Source organism: Methylocystis sp. MJC1, from assembly GCF_026427715.1.
Lineage (GTDB): Bacteria > Pseudomonadota > Alphaproteobacteria > Rhizobiales > Beijerinckiaceae > Methylocystis.
In genome coordinates, this window is record NZ_CP107558.1 from 3,319,846 (window position 1) to 3,337,313 (window position 17,468).

The window sequence follows — 17,468 nt, forward strand, 5'->3', positions numbered from 1 at the left end:
GGATGTTGCAAAACGGCAACAAAGCATTGGCTAAAGCAAATATGGCCGCGATCCTCGAAGGGATCGCGGCCATGTCAGCCACGCAGGAGAACGCGAGAGAACCTGCCTAGCTAATCCCTTGTTTGTGACTGTGGTTAAAGGTCAGAAAGCGGCAACGTCGAGCTGCGCCGAGGGCGCAAAGTGAAGGCCGATCGCGAGCGTCGCGACGATCGCTATGAAAAGGAGAAAGGCGACCGCCCCGCGAGACGATCTCAGCGTTTCCTCGGCCGGAACCAAATGGCTCGGTTTATGTCCCGTCACCATGGCGCGAATAATCGGCTCCCGCATCACGACGACATGCGCGAGGACTGCGGTGACATGCACGATAACCGCTGCGACAAGGACATAGAAAAGCTTGCGATGAAGCGACGTCAGTAGAAGGCTCGCCTCCTTGCTCACAAAAGGCGCGAGCGGACCGGCATTGTATATTTCGTCGTCGCCGAAGAGGCCAAAGGCCGCCTGTGCGCCGAGCGACGCAAGCAGGGCCAGCACCATCAACGCGCCGAGCGGATTATGGCCCACATAACGGGTATGCCGCCCGCTCCCAACCGCGCTCACATAGTGCAACACCGCGCGCGGCCCTTTCAGAAAATTGGCGAAACGCGCATGTCTGGGGCCGATGAAGCCCCAAACAATGCGGAACGTCACCAAGACGATGACGGCGTAGCCAAAAAACAAATGCAGCGAGAAATAATCGGCGCCGAGCTTATTCGACACATAGGCGCCGATGAAGGCGGCGACGAGGCTCCAATGGAAGAACCGTGTCGGCCAGTCCCAAACCTTACGATAAGTTCGCGTCTCGCTATAGGACTCGACAGAAGAGAGACGGTCATTTTCGATGGTGGTCATGTTGGCCTCGTCGCCGCTCGAGTTTTATTTGGCCTTATAGGTCTCGTGGCAGCCCTTGCAGTCTCCCGCGAGCGCCGCAACGGCGGCCTTGAAAGCGTCGGTGGCGCCTTTCTCTTTCGCATTGACTTCAACGAGCGCCTGGGCGTGCGTCTGGAAATCTTTCAGCTTCTTGTCGAAATCGGCGCGATTGCTCCAGACGTCGGCCTTGGCCTTGGATTCCGGCTCGCCAGGGTTCGAGCCTTCGGGAAAACCGTCTTCGACAATCGTCGAGAGGAAAGCGATTCTCGCGGCGCGTTTTGTCGCCTCGGCTTCGTCATAGGCGGCGGCGCCCTTCGAAACAGCCCCGAAATAGCGGAAGTTATTGCCGATCAAGAGGAAGCCGGCCTTGCGGTTCTCGACGGCCTGCTTGCCCGGCGCGGGCGCGTTCTGCGCCTGAGCGCCAGCCACAATGGCGACGCTCACGAGAGCAACGACGCCGGCGATCGTGAGCGGCGCAGCGCGGTGAGATAGACGAGACATATGCAACGAACTCCATTTGCGATGGGAAACAGTGGTGGAAACAGCCGGCTTATGGCTTGTGTTCTTCACGCCATTTGCGAACGAACTCGAGCGTGCTCTCGACATGCCGGCTCGGGTTGGAGTCGGTCAGCGAGAAAGCGACTTTTCCGTCGGGCAGGATCACATAAGAGATTCGATCGGCGACCGTATCTCCCGAGGCGCTCGGCTTGAGGCGCTTGGCGTCATAGGCGTTGATCACCTTGAAGGCCGGGTCCGCCGCAACGGGAAATTTGTCGCGACACTCTTTCGTCGAGAACTCGCGCTGGGTCTCGATCGTGTCGCTCGATACGCCGATGAGAGACGCGCCGGCAGCGGCAAAACTGTCGTAGCTCTCGGCGAATTCATGCGCTTCGATCGTGCAGCCGCGCGTGAATGATTTTGGATAGAAGTAGAGGACGACGGGCCCCTTCTTCAGCGCCTCCGTGAGAGAGAAGTTGAAATCCTTGCCGCCGATCGCCGCTTGCGCGGCGAAGTCCGGCGCCGCGTCGCCAGGCCTTAGCGAGGCGTTGGCCGCGCTGGCCGACAAGGCGAGAAACAGCGAAATGATGACGCTCTTGATGCTCATTTCGACCAGCCTCTTTCCTATTTTGCCTGTTGCGCGGGTGCCGCCGTAGCCGTTTGCGTGGCGCTGGGCGCGGCTGCGCTCTGCGCGGGCGGCGCGATCTTCAAGAGGGAGCCGCCCTCATCTTCGTAATCGCGCACGCCAATGGCGCCGACAACGTGGAACCCATAAGACGAAAGGAGGTCGCCCACAGCGCCGGCGCGATGCGCGCGGTTTGAAACGACGACGATCAAGCGATCGCGGGGAATATAGGCGAGGCTATTCTGCACTTCTTTGGTCTGAATGCTGAGATAGACAGGAAAGCCCCCCACTTTCGTAAGCTCATCGGGCCGGCGCACATCGAGCACAAGAAATTGCTCGGGGCGCGAAGCGAGGGAATCGAATGCCGCGCGGTTGAGGCGTAGCGTCTTATAGGTATAGGCAGGGTCGTTTGCGGGCGTAACAGGCGCAGGGCTCGCTGCTGCGGGTTGCGACGCGGCCGCTGGGGCTGGAGGAGTATCCGCGGCCAAAGCCGTGGTTGCCGCCAACAGTGAAGCAAGAAAAAGCAGTGTCTTCATGACTTGTTTCCTTCGGAAGCTCTGTCAGCCGCGCAGATGGGCGTTGAAGAAATCGATGGTGCGTCCCCAGGCGAGTTTCGCCGCAGCCTCGTCGTAGCGAGGCGTCGTGTCATTGTTGAAGCCGTGCTGCACGCCGGGATAGATGAAGGCCTCATAGGAGATCTTCGCGTCTTTCAGCGCCGCCTCATATGCGGGCCAGCCAGCGTTGATGCGATCGTCATTGCCGGCGTAATGGAGCAGCAGAGGCGCCTTGATGTTCTTGACGTCCTCCGCCTTCGGCTGTCCGCCGTAGAAAGGCACGGCCGCGGCAAGGTAGGGAGTTTTTGTCGCCAGGAAATTGGAGACGCCGCCGCCGTAGCAGAAGCCTACGACGCCGACCTTGCCATTGCCGTCCGGCAGCTCCTTGAGCGCCGAAACCGCTGCAATGAAATCCTTGCGGGTCTTTTCCTGATCGAGTTTTTGGAAGAGCTCACGCGCTTTATCTTCATCGCCGGGGTAGCCGCCGAGCGGCGCGAGCCCGTCGGGCGCAAAGGCGATGAAATTGGCAAGCGCCAGGCGGCGCGCAATATCTTCGATGTGCGGATTAAGCCCGCGGTTCTCGTGCACGACGAGAACAACAGGGAGCTTGCCCGTAGATTTCGCCGGCTTTACGAGATAGCCCTTCACCGTCCCGTTGCCTTCCGGAGAAGGATATTCGACCGTCTGCCCCACGATGCGGGAGTCGTCCTTCTTGACCTGTTCGGCTTCGGCGAAGCGTGGGCTCAAAGCGTCGAGCGTCGCCGCTGCGCCAGCGGCTCCAAGGCCCAGCCTGCCGACGCGGTCGAGGAAACCGCGTCGATCGATGTCGCCGTGGACGTAAAGATCGAATGACTTCAGGACCTCGGGACTGAAGTCCTTTGCCGTCTTGCGAGTCATATTGTTCCCTTTGGCGTTGGGTGAAAATTCAGCGCGCCAGGCGCGGCTTGTAGATATCGTGACAGGATTTGCAGAGATCGGGGGCGCCGCGCGCAGCGGCGGCCGCCGCATCAAAGTCGTTGCCGTCGACGCTCGCGATCACGTCGCTAATCAGCTTCACGCCTTTGCGCGAAATCTCGACCGCATCGGCGGCGTCCTTTTTCTTGAAATAGGACTCGGTATATTTGAAGCCGTCGAGCAGCACCTGCGCGTCTTCTTTCGCCGCATCGGCGTTCTTGGCAGTGATGTCGGGCTCGAAATATTTGACCGTCTTTTCCAGATCGCGCATCAAATCATTGTCGTAATCGCGCAGATCGATTGCCGCGATGACAGGCGCGCTGAAGAGAACAGCGACGCAGGCAATCATAAGGTCGACGCGCAGGGTTTTCAGAAACTCGATCATTTTGCCACCGTGATTTTCCCTCTCATGCCCGAGTGCAGGTCGCAGAAATAAACGGCATCACCCGGGGTCGAGAGCACGACCGCAAAGGTCTCACCCTCGTCGAGCTGTTCCCTGGAACGAAAGGTCTCGCCATTCGGCGCTTCGAGGACAACCGAATGCGGAATCTGGTCGTTGTTGGTGAATTCGATCCGGTCTCCTGCTTTCACGCTGATCGTCGGCGGATCGAATGCATAATGTTCGATAGCGATCTTTGTCGGAGCGCCTTGCGCCCCGGCTGCGGAAGGACTGGCGGCGACCGCCAGTCCCATGATGAGGAAAAAAAATCCGCGACCTGGCAGCATAAAGCGACGCCTAGGTGAGGATGTCTTTGACGACCTTGCCGTAAACGACCGTTGGCCTTTCGGCGCGGCCGGCGCGCAAGTAGATCGTCTTCAGGTGATCGAGACCGAGAAGCTGGAGCACTGTCGCGTGGACGTCATAGGTGTCCACCGGATTCTCAACCGTCTTCAAACCAATCTCGTCGGTCTGGCCATAGGTGAAGCCATGCTTCAGGCCGCCGCCAGCGAGCCATTGCGTATAGCCCCACGGATTATGGTCGCGCCCGTCGCCGCTCTGGCCATAGGAGGTGCGGCCGAATTCCGACGTCCAGATGACGAGCGTCTGATCCAGCAGGCCGCGCGACTCAAGATCGGCCAAGAGCGCGCCGATCGGCTTGTCCACTGCTCTGACATGCAGGCTGTGGTTCTTTTCGAGTTGGCGATGCGCGTCCCAGTTCGAGTCGTCGCCGACGCCCGAGCCTTCGATCGGCCCCGACACAACCTGGATGAAGCGCACGCCGCGCTCGACGAGGCGACGCGCGCGCAGAAGCACGGTGCCATAGTCCTTCGTGGCGTCTTCATTGAGGCCGTAAGCCGCTTTGGTGGCGTCGGTCTCCTTGGAGAGATCCACAGCCTCCGGCGCCGTCGCTTCCATGCGATAAGCGAGATCATAGGAGCGCGTGCGCGCCTCGAGCTCGGTGTCCTCTGGACGCGAGGCCCCGCGCAGATCGTTGAGCTTCTTCAGCAGATCGAGGCTTTCGCGCTGCTGCTGCAAGCCGATGAGATCCGGCGGCGCCTGATGCAGGATGGGTTGCGCGCCGGGACGGAAGGCCGTGCCCTGATAGATCGCCGGAAGGAAGCCGGAACTCCAGTTCACGGAGCCCGCACGCGGCTCGCGCTTGCCGCTGTAAAGCACGACATAGGGCGGAAGATCGGGATTGGCGGAGCCGAGCGCATAGGTGACCCAGGCGCCGAGCGACGGACGGCCCGGCGAGAGATCGCCCGTGTTCAGCTTCAGGATCGAGATGTCATGCGTTGCGCCGACGGTGACGCTGGATTTGATGAAGGTAAGCTTATCGGCATGCTGCGCGATATTGGGGACCCAGTCTGAGAACCAGGCGCCGCTCTGGCCATATTGCTTCCAGCTGCGGTTGGTGGCGAAGAGCTTGCCGACGCCGCCCTGGGTCGAGGTCTTGATGCCCTTGAGGAAGGATTCCGGCACTTCTTGCCCCGCGAGGCGCACGAGCTCCGGCTTGTAGTCGAAGAGATCGAGCGTCGACGGCGCGCCGTCCATGTGAAGCCAGATGACCGATTTCACTTTCGGCTCGAAATGCGGGGCCTTCGGCGCCAGCGGGTCGACGAAACTGGCGGCGTTGGCGTCGGGGACGCCGAACCAGCCGCCGCCCGGCATCATGCCGCTGACGGCGTAGCCACCCAGACCATAAGCGGCGCTGCGCAGCCAGTCGCGACGAGAGGTCTTGATCAACATGACGAAGTTCCTTTCGAAGGATCAGAAACGATAGACAAAATCGTTGGAGTTCATGACCGTGTGCACGAGGTCGACGAAGGCCGAGGCGCGCAACGGATCGGCGGGCTTTTCCTTCGCGCCGATCGGCAGAGCGATGGCGAGCTTTCCGTCTTCCGCCTTTTGCGCGATGGTCTTCTGGTGCTGGTCAAGGAAGGCGTGCAACGCCTCCTTCTCGGAGTCGGTGGCCCTGCGCGAGAAGAGGATCTGATAGAGCCGGTCGATGCGCGCGGTTTCATCGGGACCAGCTTCATTGATCACGCGTCCCGCGAGCGCCTGCGACCATTGGAAGAACTGATCGCTGTTGTAGAGCGTCAGCGCCTGCAACGGCGTCGTCGTCACATCTCGCTTGCTGTGAATCTGCTGCGCATTCGCCATGTCGAAGGTTTCGAGCAGCGGATAGGGCAGACTGCGGCGCGTGAAGATATAGAGGCTGCGACGCGTATGGTCCTTCGGATCTTTCGACGTCGTCCAGGCGGGATCGGCGTTGAAGTTGTTGCCGCCGCTGACATTGGCGGGAAGCGGCGGGAAGACGCTGGGTCCGCCGACCTCCTCATTCAGCCTGCCCGAGGCGACGAGAACCGAGTCGCGAATCTCTTCGGCCTCGAGGCGCTTGCGCGGAAAGGCGGCGAGGAGCTTGTTCTCCGGATCGACCTTGGCGACGTCCTCGCGATAATCGGAGGATTGACGATAAGTCGACGAGAGCAGGATGTCGCGATGGAGTTTTTTGACGCTCCAGCCATCCTTCACGAAACGATCGGCGAGATAGTCCAGCAGCTCCGGATTGGTCGGCTTGTCGCCCGCCTTGCCGAAGTCCGAGACCGTCACGACAATGCCCTTGCCGAAATACTGGTTCCAGATGCGATTGACGAAGACGCGCGCGGTGAGCGGGTTCGTCGCGCTCGTCAGCCAGTTCGCCAGAGCCGTGCGACGGCCGGAGGATGTCTCCGTCGGCTTGATGTCGGGCTTCTCGCCCGTCATCGCCTCGGGGAAAGCGGGCTGTACTTCCTCTAGCGGCCTTTCGTGATTGCCGCCGAAGAAAACATAGGTTGGCGGGGCGTCGGGATGGCCGAGCTCGGTCGCCGTCGTGAAGGTATTGGCGCCGCGCGACGGCTTTTTGTCCACGAATTTTTGAAGCTCGCGCTGGAGTTTCTGATACTCCTCGAACTTCTGCACGGCCTCCGGGCTGTGCTCGGGCGCCGATTTATCCTCGGCGGCGTAACGCAGGAAGGCGGCGAGCTGCGGCTGGTCGGTCACCGCGTTGAGACGGTGATTGACCCAGCGGTCGAGCGCGTTCCATTGATCTTTCGGCTTGAAGATGGAGTCGCGGCTGTCGGTGAGATAACGCTCCTTGTGATATTTGAGCGCAGCGTCATAGACCGTGTCGATGATGGCCTTCTGCCTGGCGCGAATATCCTTCGTCGCCTCATCGTAAATCGCCTGGGCCTTTTCGTATGCGAGCTCCTGCTCGCCCTTCTTGGCGGGGGCCTTCTCTTGGAAGGCCGTATTGGCGAAGAAGGCCTGCAGCGAGAAATAGTCTTTCTGGGTGAACTTGTCGCTCTTGTGATTATGGCAACGGGCGCAGCCGACCGTCGTGCCGAGAACGGCCTGGCCAATCGTGTCGACGATATCCGTGGAGATCTGATACTTGCGTTGGACGAGGTCGCGCGAATTGCTGTTGTCGGGATAGCCGGCAAGAAAACCGGTCGCGACGAGGATGTCCTGATCGTTGGGCGCAATCTCGTCGCCGGCGATCTGCTCCTGAATGAAGCTCGAATAAGGCTTGTCCTCGTTGAACGCCTTGATGACGTAATCGCGGTAGCGGAACAAATTCGGCCGCGTATTGTCATTCTGGAAGCCGGTCGAATCCGCATAACGCGCGAGATCGAGCCAGAGGCGCGCCTGACGCTCGCCGTAGCGCGGCGAGGCGAGAAGACGGTCGACGAGCTTCTCATAGGCGTTGGGCGCGGAATCATTCACAAAGGCGTCGACGTCCTCAGGCGTCGGCACAATGCCCCAGGCGTCGAGCGTGGCGCGCCGGATGAAGGTGGCGCGGTCGGCGTCCTTGGACGGCGAAAGATTCTTGCCTTCGATTTTGGCGAGCACAAAGGCGTCGAGCGGCGAGCGCACCCACTCCTTCTGCTTCACATTAGGAAGGAACTGCGCCTGCACCGGCTGCCACGCCCAATGCGGCTTCGACGACGGGCTTGCGGCCTTCGGGGCGTCGGGCGTCGCCGTGGCGGATTCATTCGGCTTCACCTCGGCGGCGACGGCGAGCGCGCCGATGGATACGCTCATGAGCATCGCAAGGTAGGCTTTTTTTGCTGTCGTCTTCATTTCTTCGGCCTCGATCCAATGGCTCTCTGCGGATTGGCTTTTGGGATGGGCGGTCCCGAATGAAGGAAAGCTATCCCACTTAAACTATGAAGTCTACCTATATTGTATGTTTTAAATCCAGATTCTTCGGCGCGGAGGAGAAGCCGTTTTTCCGGCCTAACTTACGGATTCAGCTAGCACTTCGCGCAGACGCGAAGCTCCGGTACATGAGATCGCGTCCGCTTGAAGGGAGTCGCGTCTCTTTCCGGGCGGGCTGAAAGCCCTACGGGGAAATTAGAGGAAAAATAGCGCTGGTGTTCGCCCGGGATTCCCGATCCTTCGCTTGGCGAGTGTCGGGAATAACGACGCAGCGACCGAGCCCATTCGTGTGAAAGTGCGACCGGAACTTAAACTGGCAGAGTCGCCTCAGACCGCTCCGTCGCAAGGGCAGAATTCATAGGACATCACTAGATAAAGCGTCGCAGGGGCCGCGCCGAGATTTCGATAGAGGTGCGGCACGTCCGCCAGGAAATCGATGGCGTCGCCTTCCTGCAGAATCTGCGGGCTCTCGCGGCCCACGGCGATCTCGATTGTCCCCTTTGCGACCACCAGATTTTCCTTCGTCCCGGGCGCATGCGCCTCGACATGCTGGCAATGATGGGGCGCGAGCACGATCTCGTAGAATTCGGCCATGCGCGCCCCGTCATAGGGAAAGAGAGGCCGCGTGCTGAATTTCCCATCCTGCGACGTGACGCTTTGGCGCGCGTTGTTGCGCAAAACCTGGACGCCGCGGCGCGCCGACGAGGCGACGAGACGGCCGAAGGGCACGCCCAGCGCGTTGGCGATGCGCCAGAGGTGGTTGATCGTCGGCGCCACCGCGCCGGCTTCGATCCGCAGAAGCTCGGAAGGGTCTATGCCGCTCAGCTTTGCGAGCCTCTCGAACGAGCGCCCCTCGAGAGCGATGAGCTGCTTCAGACGATCGGCGACAAGCGCGGCAAGCGTGTTTTCCACGGCGGCGTCGCGCTTCGGGGAATGCTTTTCCATCTCTATAGACCCTATCATCTAAGCATTTATGTCCTTAGACCAGCCGCGGTCAAGGGCGTTTTGGCGGCCTCAATCCCCCATACCGACAAGCGATTTGACGTAGCCTGCGTGATTTTCCTCCGCTGCTTGACGGATTAAAATACATAATCCTAGTATGAATATGCTCGCCGACCCTGTCGGCCTCAGTTTGGAGCTGAATGTATGACGTTCCGTCTTGCCAACCTCGTCGTCGCCGCGACGACCGCCACAACGCTTGGCGCGTCCCTCGCGCAGCCGGCGCACGCCGAGCTTCTCTCGCTCAAGGCGCTTTCGACGCCCATCGCCTTGAGCATTGCCCAGACCGCTTATGATTCTTGCTTGCAGCAGGGCTATCATGTGTCGGTGACCGTCGTCGGTCTCGAAGGCCAGCCGCTGATCTCGCTTCGCGGCGACAGTACCTCGCCTCACACCATCGAGAATAGTCTCCGCAAGGCCTATACCTCGCGCACCTTCCGCATCCCCTCCGGCGAGTTTGCGCAACGCGTGAAGGACAATCCGACATCGGGGCAGGTGCATCTCGCCAATGTTGTCGCCGCCCAGGGCGCCCTGCCGATCAAGACCGGCGATACGGTGATCGGCGCCGTTGGCGTATCGGGCGCCCCGGGAGGGGAGAAGGACGAAGCCTGCGCCAAGGCGGCGATCGACAAGGTTTCGGATCAACTGAAGTAATTTGAGGCCATGCATTATTCTTAAGGAAACGAGGCCGCGCACGCGCGTCCTCTAAAATTAGGCAATTTGCCCGACCTCGAGTCGCGCGGGCCAAAAGCGCGATGCTCATATTGCGTCCGGTCAAATTACTGATCTAATGGGCCCTCTCCCTCGTGCTGCGATCCGAACATGAGCGCTGTGAGAATTCTTCTCGTCGACGACCATCCTGTTGTTCGGGAGGGCTATCGCCGTCTCCTCGAGCGCCACGCAGGCTTCTCGGTGGTCGCGGAAGCGGAGGACGCCATCGCCGCCTATCGCCTCTATCGCGAAACATCGCCCGATGTCGTCATCATGGATCTGTCGCTCCCTGGCGCGGGCGGCATAGAGGCGGTGCGCCATATCCGGCAATGGGACAAGCAGGCGCGCATCCTCGTTTTCACCATGCATAGCGCCGCCGCTTTCGCGCTCAAGGCATTTGAAGCGGGCGCCGCCGGCTATATCACCAAGAGCAGCGACGCCGCCGAGCTGTTGCGGGCCGTGTCGACCGTGGCCCATGGCGGGCGCGCCCTCAGCGACGACATTGCGCGCGAAATCGCCGCCGAGCGCCTCGCCGAAGGCCGCTCGCTCGCAGACGAGCTCGGCCCGCGCGAAACGGAAATCCTGCGTCTCGTGGCGTCGGGACGAACGAGCGAAGAAATTGCCGCGCTGCTCAATCTCAGTTGCAAGACGGTTCAGAATTATCACTATCAGATCAAATCCAAGATCGGCGCCAAGACCGATGCGCATCTCGTCTGGCTGGCGATCGGCGCAGGGCTCGTCGGCGACGCCGACGTGAGGTCTTGAGCCGCAGGAATTTTGCCCGGGCTGCGCCGGGAAGGACGCCGAGGCCGGCGGCAAAGGCCCTCTCCTAGAATAGCGACGCAAACGCAAAGTTTTTGCACCTATTCAGGAGACGCCGATGCGCAGCCGCGCTTTCAAAATGGCCTCGCTGGCCAGAATTTTCGCCTTTGGCTTGTTTCATTGGGCCTTGCTCGCGCCCTCGGTGGGGCGCGCCGAAACCCCGCGCCCGATCAAGCTTGCCGTATTCGATATGGAGCTGGACGATTTCAGCGCCGGCGGCCCGCTCGCGGGCGAAAGTCCCGCGGAGACCGAACGGCTCCAGCGCATGAACCGTTTGGTGCGCGACTTATTGGCCCGCTCCGGCCTGTTCGAGATCATCGACGCAAGCGGCTCGAGTCACCCGATGGCGAAAGACCATTGGCTGCGAAAATGCAACGGATGCGAAGCGGACGCTGCCCGCGAGCTTGGAGCCGACATGTCGTTCATCGGCTTCTTCCGCAAGATCAGCGTCATGGAGCAAAATCTGGAGTTTCGAATTCGCGACGCCAAAACCGGCGCGCTCGTCAATGTCTCGCAAACTGACTTGCGCAACGAAACCGACGAATCCTGGAGCCGGGCGCTGAAATTTCTGATCCGCTACAGTCTCGTGGAACCGGAGCTCGCCAACAGAAAGAACGAGCGCTGACGGCCCCTGATTCAAACGCGCAACGGGAGCAGAATCGCCGCCAGCATTGGTGGCGAACGCCTGTCGTCTTACCGCACGATCCTTGAAGAGATGGTGCCCAGGAGAGGACTCGAACCTCCACGGCTTTCACCACTGGTACCTGAAACCAGCGCGTCTACCAATTCCGCCACCTGGGCACGTGGGACGCTCTCTTAGGGGCGCCGCATGGCGTCTGTCAATGCGGCTCTGTGGGAAAATACGCCACGGAGCGGAAAAAGAGCGTCGCCGGGGCGGCCAACGCCTCGCGGCGCATTTCCTTCCCTTGCGAATTTCGCTAGAGCACGGGCGACGAATTTTCCAGCCGGCGACGCCGGCGCGGCGAACGGAGCAAGAAAGCGATGAGCGGCGTGAACGTTGGCGCGGGACGCGTTGTGACGGTATTTGGCGGTTCGGGCTTCGTCGGGCGCTATGTCGTGCGGGCGCTGGCGCGCGACGGCTGGCGCGTGCGCATCGCCTGCCGCCGCCCCGACCTCGCCTTTCATCTGCAGCCACAGGGCCGCGTCGGCCAGGTGATGGCGGTGCAGGCCAATGTCCGCCATCCCGAATCGGTCGCGGCTGCGCTGCACGGCGCTTCGGCGGTGGTGAATCTCGTCGGCATTCTGGCCGAGAGCGGAGCCCAGAAATTCTCCAAGGTGCAGGCCGAGGGCGCCAAGACCATCGCCGAGGCCGCCAAGGCCGCCGGCATCGACACTCTCGTGCATATTTCGGCGATCGGCGCGGACGCCACTTCGGCCTCGCAATATGCCCGCAGCAAGGCCGCTGGCGAAGCCGCGGTGCATGCCGCGGTTCCGACCGCCGTCATTCTCCGCCCCTCGGTGATCTTCGGCATCGAGGACCAGTTCTTCAACCGCTTCGCCACCATGGCGCGCTATTTCCCGGCGATCCCGGTCGTCGGCGCGGAGACGAGGTTCCAGCCGGTCTATGTCGGCGACGTGGCCGAGGCGGTCGCCGGCGCCATCGCCGGCCGCGCCAAGGCGGGAGCGGTCTATGAGCTCGGCGGCCCGGAGGTGCGGAGCTTCGCTGCGCTGATCGACTTCGTCCTGAAGGTCACCGAGCGCGAGCGGCATGTCGCCAAGCTCTCCTTCGCAACCGGCAAGCTCGTCGCCTCGATCACCAGCCTCTTCACCAAATTGTCGCTCGGGCTGTTCCCGACGCTGCTGCGCATGACCGCCGATCAGGTGGAGCTGCTGCAGCACGACAATGTGGTGAGCGCCGAGGCGATCAAGGAAGGCCGCACGCTGCAGGGGCTCGGCGTCGAACCGCAGTCCTTCGAGGCGATCGCCCCGACCTATCTCTATCGCTACCGCAAGACCGGCCAGTACCAGGCGCAGCGCCTGGAGGCGTAAGGCGCGGGCGCGGTCATCCCCGTTGGGCCAAGGGCCCGGCTGGGACTCCCGAGCGCCCACGTCATTGCGAGGAACAAAGCGACGAGGCAATCCAGAGCCACGTCGCGGCCCTGGATTGCTTCGCTTCGCTCGCAGTGACGGCGCCTTTGGATCCGGCGAGGTTACCGCCCTGCCCAACGCGCCTGCCGCTCCGGCGACAGCATTTTGTGGATGCGCGACATGAAGGCGACGCCGAAGAGCGGCGTCAGCACATTGAGGCCCGGCGTCACGACGAAGGCGGCCATGAAAAGGCCGGCGAGAAAGAGCTGCGGCGCGTAGCGCCGGCGCAGCTCCGTCGCCTCCTCGACCGAGCGGAAGCGCGTCGCCGCGAAGAGGAAATATTCGCGCCCGAGCAGATAGGCGTTGGCGAGCAGAAAGGCCACGGCGTTGACGCCCGGCAGAAGCAGCAGCAGCAGCGCGAGAAAATTCACGCCCGCCGAGACGGCCGCAAATTTCACGCCCATCATGACCGCCTGGGAGACGGGGATGGCCGTACCCCGTTCGCCGGGCGGATAGAGATCGGCCTCAACGACATCGGCGAGATCATCGAGAAAAAGCCCCGTGACCAACACTGATATCGGGCCGATCAGGAAAGCCAGGAAGACAAACAGCCCGACGCCCGTCGCATAGGCGAGCACAACCTGCAGCCAGGAATGGTCGACGGAGATATAGGACAGCGCAAGCTTGTCGAGCCCGACCCACGCCAGCGCCAGCAGCAGGAAGGTCATCCCCAAGCTCTTGAAGAGCACATTGCGGAACGGCGGCGAGAGGATCTCGCGCAGGGAGGCGAGGGCGGCGTCGAACATGAAGGTCATGCGTGGCCTCTTCTTGGAAGCGCGCCTTTGATGAAAACCGGCGATCGTTGTGCGCTCCGGCAGCCGCCCGCGCGGCGACCGCCCAGCAAATGGCGACGGAGCCACACGGACGCAAGGGGGCTTGCATCCAGCGTTTCATTACATGGGCCCGCGGTGGGGGGCGATGCAGCCAAGGCAACCTCTCTCCAGCAAATTCACCGACGCCGAACGCCCCGCCGTCTCTCGACGCGAGTCGTAAGGGAAGTCCGGAACGCCCCGGCCCCGTTCGGCCGAGATGTATTTTGTTTATGCGCACCGGAGCTAAAGCGTCCCGGACACGGTCTTTATACACGCGCACCTTTTCCCGACGGAGTGACCTCGCTCCCGGACACGGCCCCTGACAGGACCGCTTCTTTCCCGCCTGACGCAAAACGCCTGACGGGCGCGCGCTCGAACGCCGCGGGCAATGTCATTCCCGCAGTCTTCCAATGCCGTCTTCCTTGGGGCGCGGGCTCCCTTTTCAGGAGTGGCCGCGGCGCAGCCCGAAAGAATATTGAGGCCCAGCCTTTTGCGCGTGAGCGTTCACGCGCCCCCCGCCAAGGGGAAGCCCGACCGACGACCCGCCCACATCCGCCGAAAGGCCCGGCGGACGCTTGACCGGCCCCGCCGCGCCGCCGACCTTGACGACGCCCCTTAGGTGGCGAGGCGGGGGTAGCGTAAGGGCGAGCGAGGGGGGTGGGGATAGATTTATTTGACGAAGGCCCGCGCGCGCTGCTCTCCCCCCTCTTGGGCAGGGCGGGAGGGTCACATTCGTGAGGGGTTTTGAGAGATAAGTGGCCACACCGCCCACGCGTGTGTGCTGGTGCTGACACCTATGATCTGGAGTCATTCCGGCAGGAGGCTCGCTTGATAAGCTCGGAACAAGAAAAGGAACAGTAAAGCTAGCAGACTCGCCACAAGAGCAAAAATTTGCTGTTTGGCCGCTGCCTGCTGATGACCTTCAACCGCCTCGTCTGGTCTGCTCTCCGGATAGGTCAGTATAACGGCTTCGCCCAGTGCGGGTTGCACACGGCGCATGGTTCGCCGTTGGTAGAGCTTGCCGTCCACTTCATATTCTACCTTACATCGAGTGACCCACCGCGAACCATTATCGTCCTGCTCGAGGAAGGGCTCGACTTCCGAAATCCTTCCCGCGACTTCCCGCCTCGCGCCCAGAAAAAAGCGCAGCTGTCGGCGAATCGAAAATCCAAAAACGACGATCACAATCGCGGCGACAAGAAGAAATTCCCACATAACACACCCTTTTTGGGGCAGCCTTCGGCGCGAAAGCGACCTGCCTCCACTTCGATCAGCCGTGATGATCATCGGGTCGGTCTTCGGCATCTATTGAGACGCATTCTTGAAAACGGCATCTCATAAGGTCTGTAGGTGGCCGTGTTCCCGGTAGGGACGCTCATTGCTGAGCGCCCCCCGGACAGATCCGTACGAGCGGAATTCCCGCATACGGCTCCTACCTCGGGTGTCTGGCGGCGAAGCGCGCGCTCGGCCAGGGATGAAGGATTCTCGGCTTGGGGAGAAATTCGTCGGCCAGTTTCCCCATCCGTTCCCACGGCACGTGCGCCCGCTGGCTGCGGCGCGAAAGCTGCCGACGCCAGAGCGCGGTGACGTGATAGCGGAACGCCGTCAGCGCCAACCCGTTGGTCGGCACGGCGTGATAGGCGAAATAGCCCGAGACGACGCTTGCAAGCCATTTACCCGTTTCCGAGATCGGCCTGTTGGTGCGCCGTCGCAACGCCTCCTTGATGTCTCGAAGCTTCGTCCGCATGCGGTCACCCCGCGACTTCCTTCTGACACGAAAGTCGCCGCGGCGGGTTTGGTCGCATATCAGCACGAAACCCAAGAACTTGAAGGTCTCCGGCTTGGAGCGCCCACGCTTCTTGCAGTTCTGCGCCGCAAAGCGCCCGAACTCGATCAGCCGGGTCTTGTCCGGATGCAGCGATAACGAAAACTCCGCCAACCTGTCGCGCATCGCGTTCCAGAATCTCCGGGCGTCGCTCTCATGCTGGAAGCCGACGACGATGTCGTCGGCATACCGAACCATGATCATGTCGCCCGTAGCCTCGCGCCGTCGCCAGCGTTCGGCCCAAAGATCGAAGACGTAGTGGAGGTAGACGTTGGAGAGCAGCGGCGAAATCACCGAGCCCTGACCCGTCCCCTTTTCCTCAACCGTCACGATCCCATCTTCGAGAACTCCAGCGCGCAGCCATTTCTGGACGAGCCGGATGATGCGCGGATCGCCGATCCGATGCTCCAGGAAGCGGACGACCCATTGCTGGGAAACTTCCGTAAAGAACGATCGGATGTCGGCGTCGAGAATGAAGTTCACCTTCTTGCTGCTGATCCCGACAATCAGCGCGTCCAGCGCATCGTGCTGGCCGCGATCCGGCCGGAATCCATACGAGAACCCGAGGAAGTCTTCCTCGTAAATCTCGCTCAGCACTGCGGCGACGGCTTTCTGTACGATCTTGTCCTCGAGAGCCGCAACTGCAAGCGGGCGCTTGCTCCCGTCGTCCTTCGGAATGTAGCTCCGACGCGACGGCTGCGCCCGATACGCCCCGCCGTGAACCCGCGCATGCAAATCCTCGATCCTGCGATCGAGGTCCTGCTCGTAGGTCCTCCACGTCATGCCGTCCACGCCGGGCGCGGCGGACCGCTTCAGCGCATGAAACGCCGTTTCCAGCATGGCGATGTCAACATGGTGCAGGAGCGCCGTGAACTTCTCCTTCTTCCTTTCCCCTGCGACTTTCCGCACGCGGTCCAGCGCCTGTGACACGCTTCCCCGGTTCTGAGCCCGGCGAGTGCTTTGCTGGTCCGCGTTCCCCTCGGTCTCCGCCCTTGGCTCCGCCGGCTCCGCAGCGGATCGCTCCGCTTTGTTCGCCAGCTTCGCAGCTACTACGGCGGAGTCAGACTTCTCGGGCTCGTCCGTCATCGGCTACGACTCCTCGTCTTCCCGATGCGGGCCTGCGGCGTCCATCCGTAGGCCGAACCCGAGACCTCCCGGTTCCCGTTCAAGGAGCTTCCGCACATGCCAGGTTCTCCGACCACGCCGGGCCGGACGAAGGCTCGCATAACGCCTCCGTTCGTGTCGCCTTCCGTGATTTTGACCACGTCGGCGCCCGGGACTATCAAGCTTTCGCGGCTCCATGGCTGGCCTATGCGCTCCCCTGCCGACGCTTCGCCGAAGCCCTCGCGGACGCCGACGCACGGCTCGGGGCCAATGCGGATTGCTACTCCTTCATTGCAGCGGACTTCCACCGCCTACTCCTTGCCGGTCTCCCGGCGCACCAAATATCAAGACTTTTGCAACGCGGGCGGCCCCCCTTGCTTCTCATGCCTTTCCGACGCGCAGAAGTCTGTCGCGAAACCCGAACTTCCCCTCTCCCCGCGCGCGGGGAGAGGCTGGGTGAGGGGCTTGGGTGATTGGCCGGAATTTTCGACCAAGACCGCAAGAATCGCTTCCGCCACGGCATCCGCATTCTCGTAAAGTTGCTGGTTGGTGAAGCGCATCACCGCGTAACCTTGCGCGTTCAGAAAAGCCGTTCGTCGGGCGTCCGCAGCAAGTTCCTCGTCTGTCGAATGCGTCTCGCCGTCGAGTTCGATAACAAGTTTTCGTTCGCGACAGGCAAAGTCGGCGATGAAAGGGCCGATTGGCTCCTGGCGGACAAATTTGAAACCGCCAAGGCCCCTGTTTCTCATCGAGCCCATAAGGTTTTTTCAGCAGGGGTCGCGTTTCGACGCAATTCACGCGCGCGCCGGGTCTCGATGAAGCGAAGGCCGCGCAATATATGAAAGGCTCCAAATAATCCCCCGGCCCCTCACCCAACCTCTCCCCGCTAGCGGGGAGAGGAGTCAGG

Annotated in this window: 18 protein-coding genes and 1 tRNA gene; 4 read left to right on the top strand and 15 right to left on the bottom strand. The window is 61.7% G+C overall.

Translation table 11 applies throughout. The features are described from left to right. Nucleotides 1-141: 141 nt before the first annotated feature. The 10 genes from OGR47_RS15915 to OGR47_RS15960 form a co-directional block, all read right to left on the bottom strand. A complete protein-coding gene (locus OGR47_RS15915; protein ID WP_165055767.1) occupies nt 142-888 on the bottom strand; it encodes a cytochrome b/b6 domain-containing protein in 747 nt (248 codons plus the stop codon). A 24-nt stretch (nt 889-912) separates the two neighbouring features. Further along, complete coding sequence (locus tag OGR47_RS15920; RefSeq protein ID WP_165055769.1) at nt 913-1,407, bottom strand: c-type cytochrome; 495 nt, start codon at nt 1,405-1,407, stop codon at nt 913-915. Nucleotides 1,408-1,456: 49 nt separating this feature from the next. After that, on the bottom strand, nt 1,457-2,011 hold the full coding sequence (locus OGR47_RS15925; protein WP_165055771.1) for a peroxiredoxin: 555 nt from the start codon (nt 2,009-2,011) through the stop codon (nt 1,457-1,459). A 17-nt stretch (nt 2,012-2,028) separates the two neighbouring features. Next, a complete protein-coding gene (locus tag OGR47_RS15930) occupies nt 2,029-2,565 on the bottom strand; it encodes a rhodanese-like domain-containing protein (RefSeq protein WP_165055772.1) in 537 nt (178 codons plus the stop codon). 24 nt (nt 2,566-2,589) lie between these two features. Further along, nucleotides 2,590-3,480: a dienelactone hydrolase family protein gene (locus tag OGR47_RS15935; RefSeq protein WP_165055774.1), complete on the bottom strand. Its 891-nt coding sequence runs from the start codon at nt 3,478-3,480 to the stop codon at nt 2,590-2,592. Between the two features lie 28 nt (nt 3,481-3,508). Continuing rightward, nucleotides 3,509-3,922, bottom strand: coding sequence for a hypothetical protein (locus OGR47_RS15940; protein WP_165055775.1), 414 nt, complete (start codon nt 3,920-3,922; stop codon nt 3,509-3,511). After that, nucleotides 3,919-4,263, bottom strand: a complete 345-nt coding sequence (locus tag OGR47_RS15945) for a cupredoxin domain-containing protein (protein WP_165055776.1) — start codon at nt 4,261-4,263, stop codon at nt 3,919-3,921. The genes OGR47_RS15940 and OGR47_RS15945 overlap by 4 nt, the downstream gene beginning before the upstream one ends. A gap of 10 nt (nt 4,264-4,273) precedes the next feature. Beyond that, a complete protein-coding gene (locus OGR47_RS15950) occupies nt 4,274-5,728 on the bottom strand; it encodes a DUF1501 domain-containing protein (RefSeq protein WP_206527503.1) in 1,455 nt (484 codons plus the stop codon). A 21-nt stretch (nt 5,729-5,749) separates the two neighbouring features. Further along, complete coding sequence (locus tag OGR47_RS15955; RefSeq protein WP_165055777.1) at nt 5,750-8,101, bottom strand: DUF1549 and DUF1553 domain-containing protein; 2,352 nt, start codon at nt 8,099-8,101, stop codon at nt 5,750-5,752. Nucleotides 8,102-8,506: 405 nt separating this feature from the next. Beyond that, nucleotides 8,507-9,124: a helix-turn-helix domain-containing protein gene (locus tag OGR47_RS15960; RefSeq protein ID WP_165055778.1), complete on the bottom strand. Its 618-nt coding sequence runs from the start codon at nt 9,122-9,124 to the stop codon at nt 8,507-8,509. Between the two features lie 201 nt (nt 9,125-9,325). Between OGR47_RS15960 and OGR47_RS15965 the strand changes: the two genes are divergently transcribed. The 3 genes from OGR47_RS15965 to OGR47_RS15975 all read left to right on the top strand — a co-directional run bounded on the left by OGR47_RS15965 (nt 9,326) and on the right by OGR47_RS15975 (nt 11,336). Next, nucleotides 9,326-9,832: a GlcG/HbpS family heme-binding protein gene (locus OGR47_RS15965; protein ID WP_165055779.1), complete on the top strand. Its 507-nt coding sequence runs from the start codon at nt 9,326-9,328 to the stop codon at nt 9,830-9,832. A gap of 168 nt (nt 9,833-10,000) precedes the next feature. Next, nucleotides 10,001-10,654: a response regulator transcription factor gene (locus tag OGR47_RS15970; RefSeq protein WP_165055780.1), complete on the top strand. Its 654-nt coding sequence runs from the start codon at nt 10,001-10,003 to the stop codon at nt 10,652-10,654. A 115-nt stretch (nt 10,655-10,769) separates the two neighbouring features. Next, nucleotides 10,770-11,336 carry a DUF3280 domain-containing protein gene (locus tag OGR47_RS15975; protein WP_246729864.1) on the top strand — a complete coding sequence of 189 codons (567 nt, stop codon included), beginning with the start codon at nt 10,770-10,772 and terminating at the stop codon, nt 11,334-11,336. A gap of 91 nt (nt 11,337-11,427) precedes the next feature. Here the strand turns inward: OGR47_RS15975 and OGR47_RS15980 are convergent. Further along, nucleotides 11,428-11,512 (bottom strand) — tRNA-Leu (locus tag OGR47_RS15980). A gap of 201 nt (nt 11,513-11,713) precedes the next feature. Between OGR47_RS15980 and OGR47_RS15985 the strand changes: the two genes are divergently transcribed. Further along, the gene (locus OGR47_RS15985) at nt 11,714-12,721 is read left to right on the top strand and encodes a complex I NDUFA9 subunit family protein (RefSeq protein WP_165055781.1); all 1,008 of its coding nucleotides are present in this window, start codon (nt 11,714-11,716) and stop codon (nt 12,719-12,721) included. Nucleotides 12,722-12,882: 161 nt separating this feature from the next. Here the strand turns inward: OGR47_RS15985 and OGR47_RS15990 are convergent, their stop codons facing one another. The 4 genes from OGR47_RS15990 to OGR47_RS16005 all read right to left on the bottom strand — a co-directional run bounded on the left by OGR47_RS15990 (nt 12,883) and on the right by OGR47_RS16005 (nt 17,319). Continuing rightward, nucleotides 12,883-13,575, bottom strand: coding sequence for a sulfate transporter family protein (locus OGR47_RS15990; RefSeq protein ID WP_165055782.1), 693 nt, complete (start codon nt 13,573-13,575; stop codon nt 12,883-12,885). A gap of 864 nt (nt 13,576-14,439) precedes the next feature. Further along, nucleotides 14,440-14,847 (bottom strand): DUF3592 domain-containing protein, encoded by a 408-nt coding sequence (locus OGR47_RS15995; protein ID WP_165055783.1) that lies wholly within the window; start codon nt 14,845-14,847, stop codon nt 14,440-14,442. Nucleotides 14,848-15,064: 217 nt separating this feature from the next. After that, the gene (gene ltrA / locus OGR47_RS16000; RefSeq protein WP_165056356.1) at nt 15,065-16,543 is read right to left on the bottom strand and encodes a group II intron reverse transcriptase/maturase; all 1,479 of its coding nucleotides are present in this window, start codon (nt 16,541-16,543) and stop codon (nt 15,065-15,067) included. A 362-nt stretch (nt 16,544-16,905) separates the two neighbouring features. Then, nucleotides 16,906-17,319: an endonuclease domain-containing protein gene (locus tag OGR47_RS16005; protein ID WP_323809328.1), complete on the bottom strand. Its 414-nt coding sequence runs from the start codon at nt 17,317-17,319 to the stop codon at nt 16,906-16,908. Between the last annotated feature and the right edge of the window lie 149 nt (nt 17,320-17,468).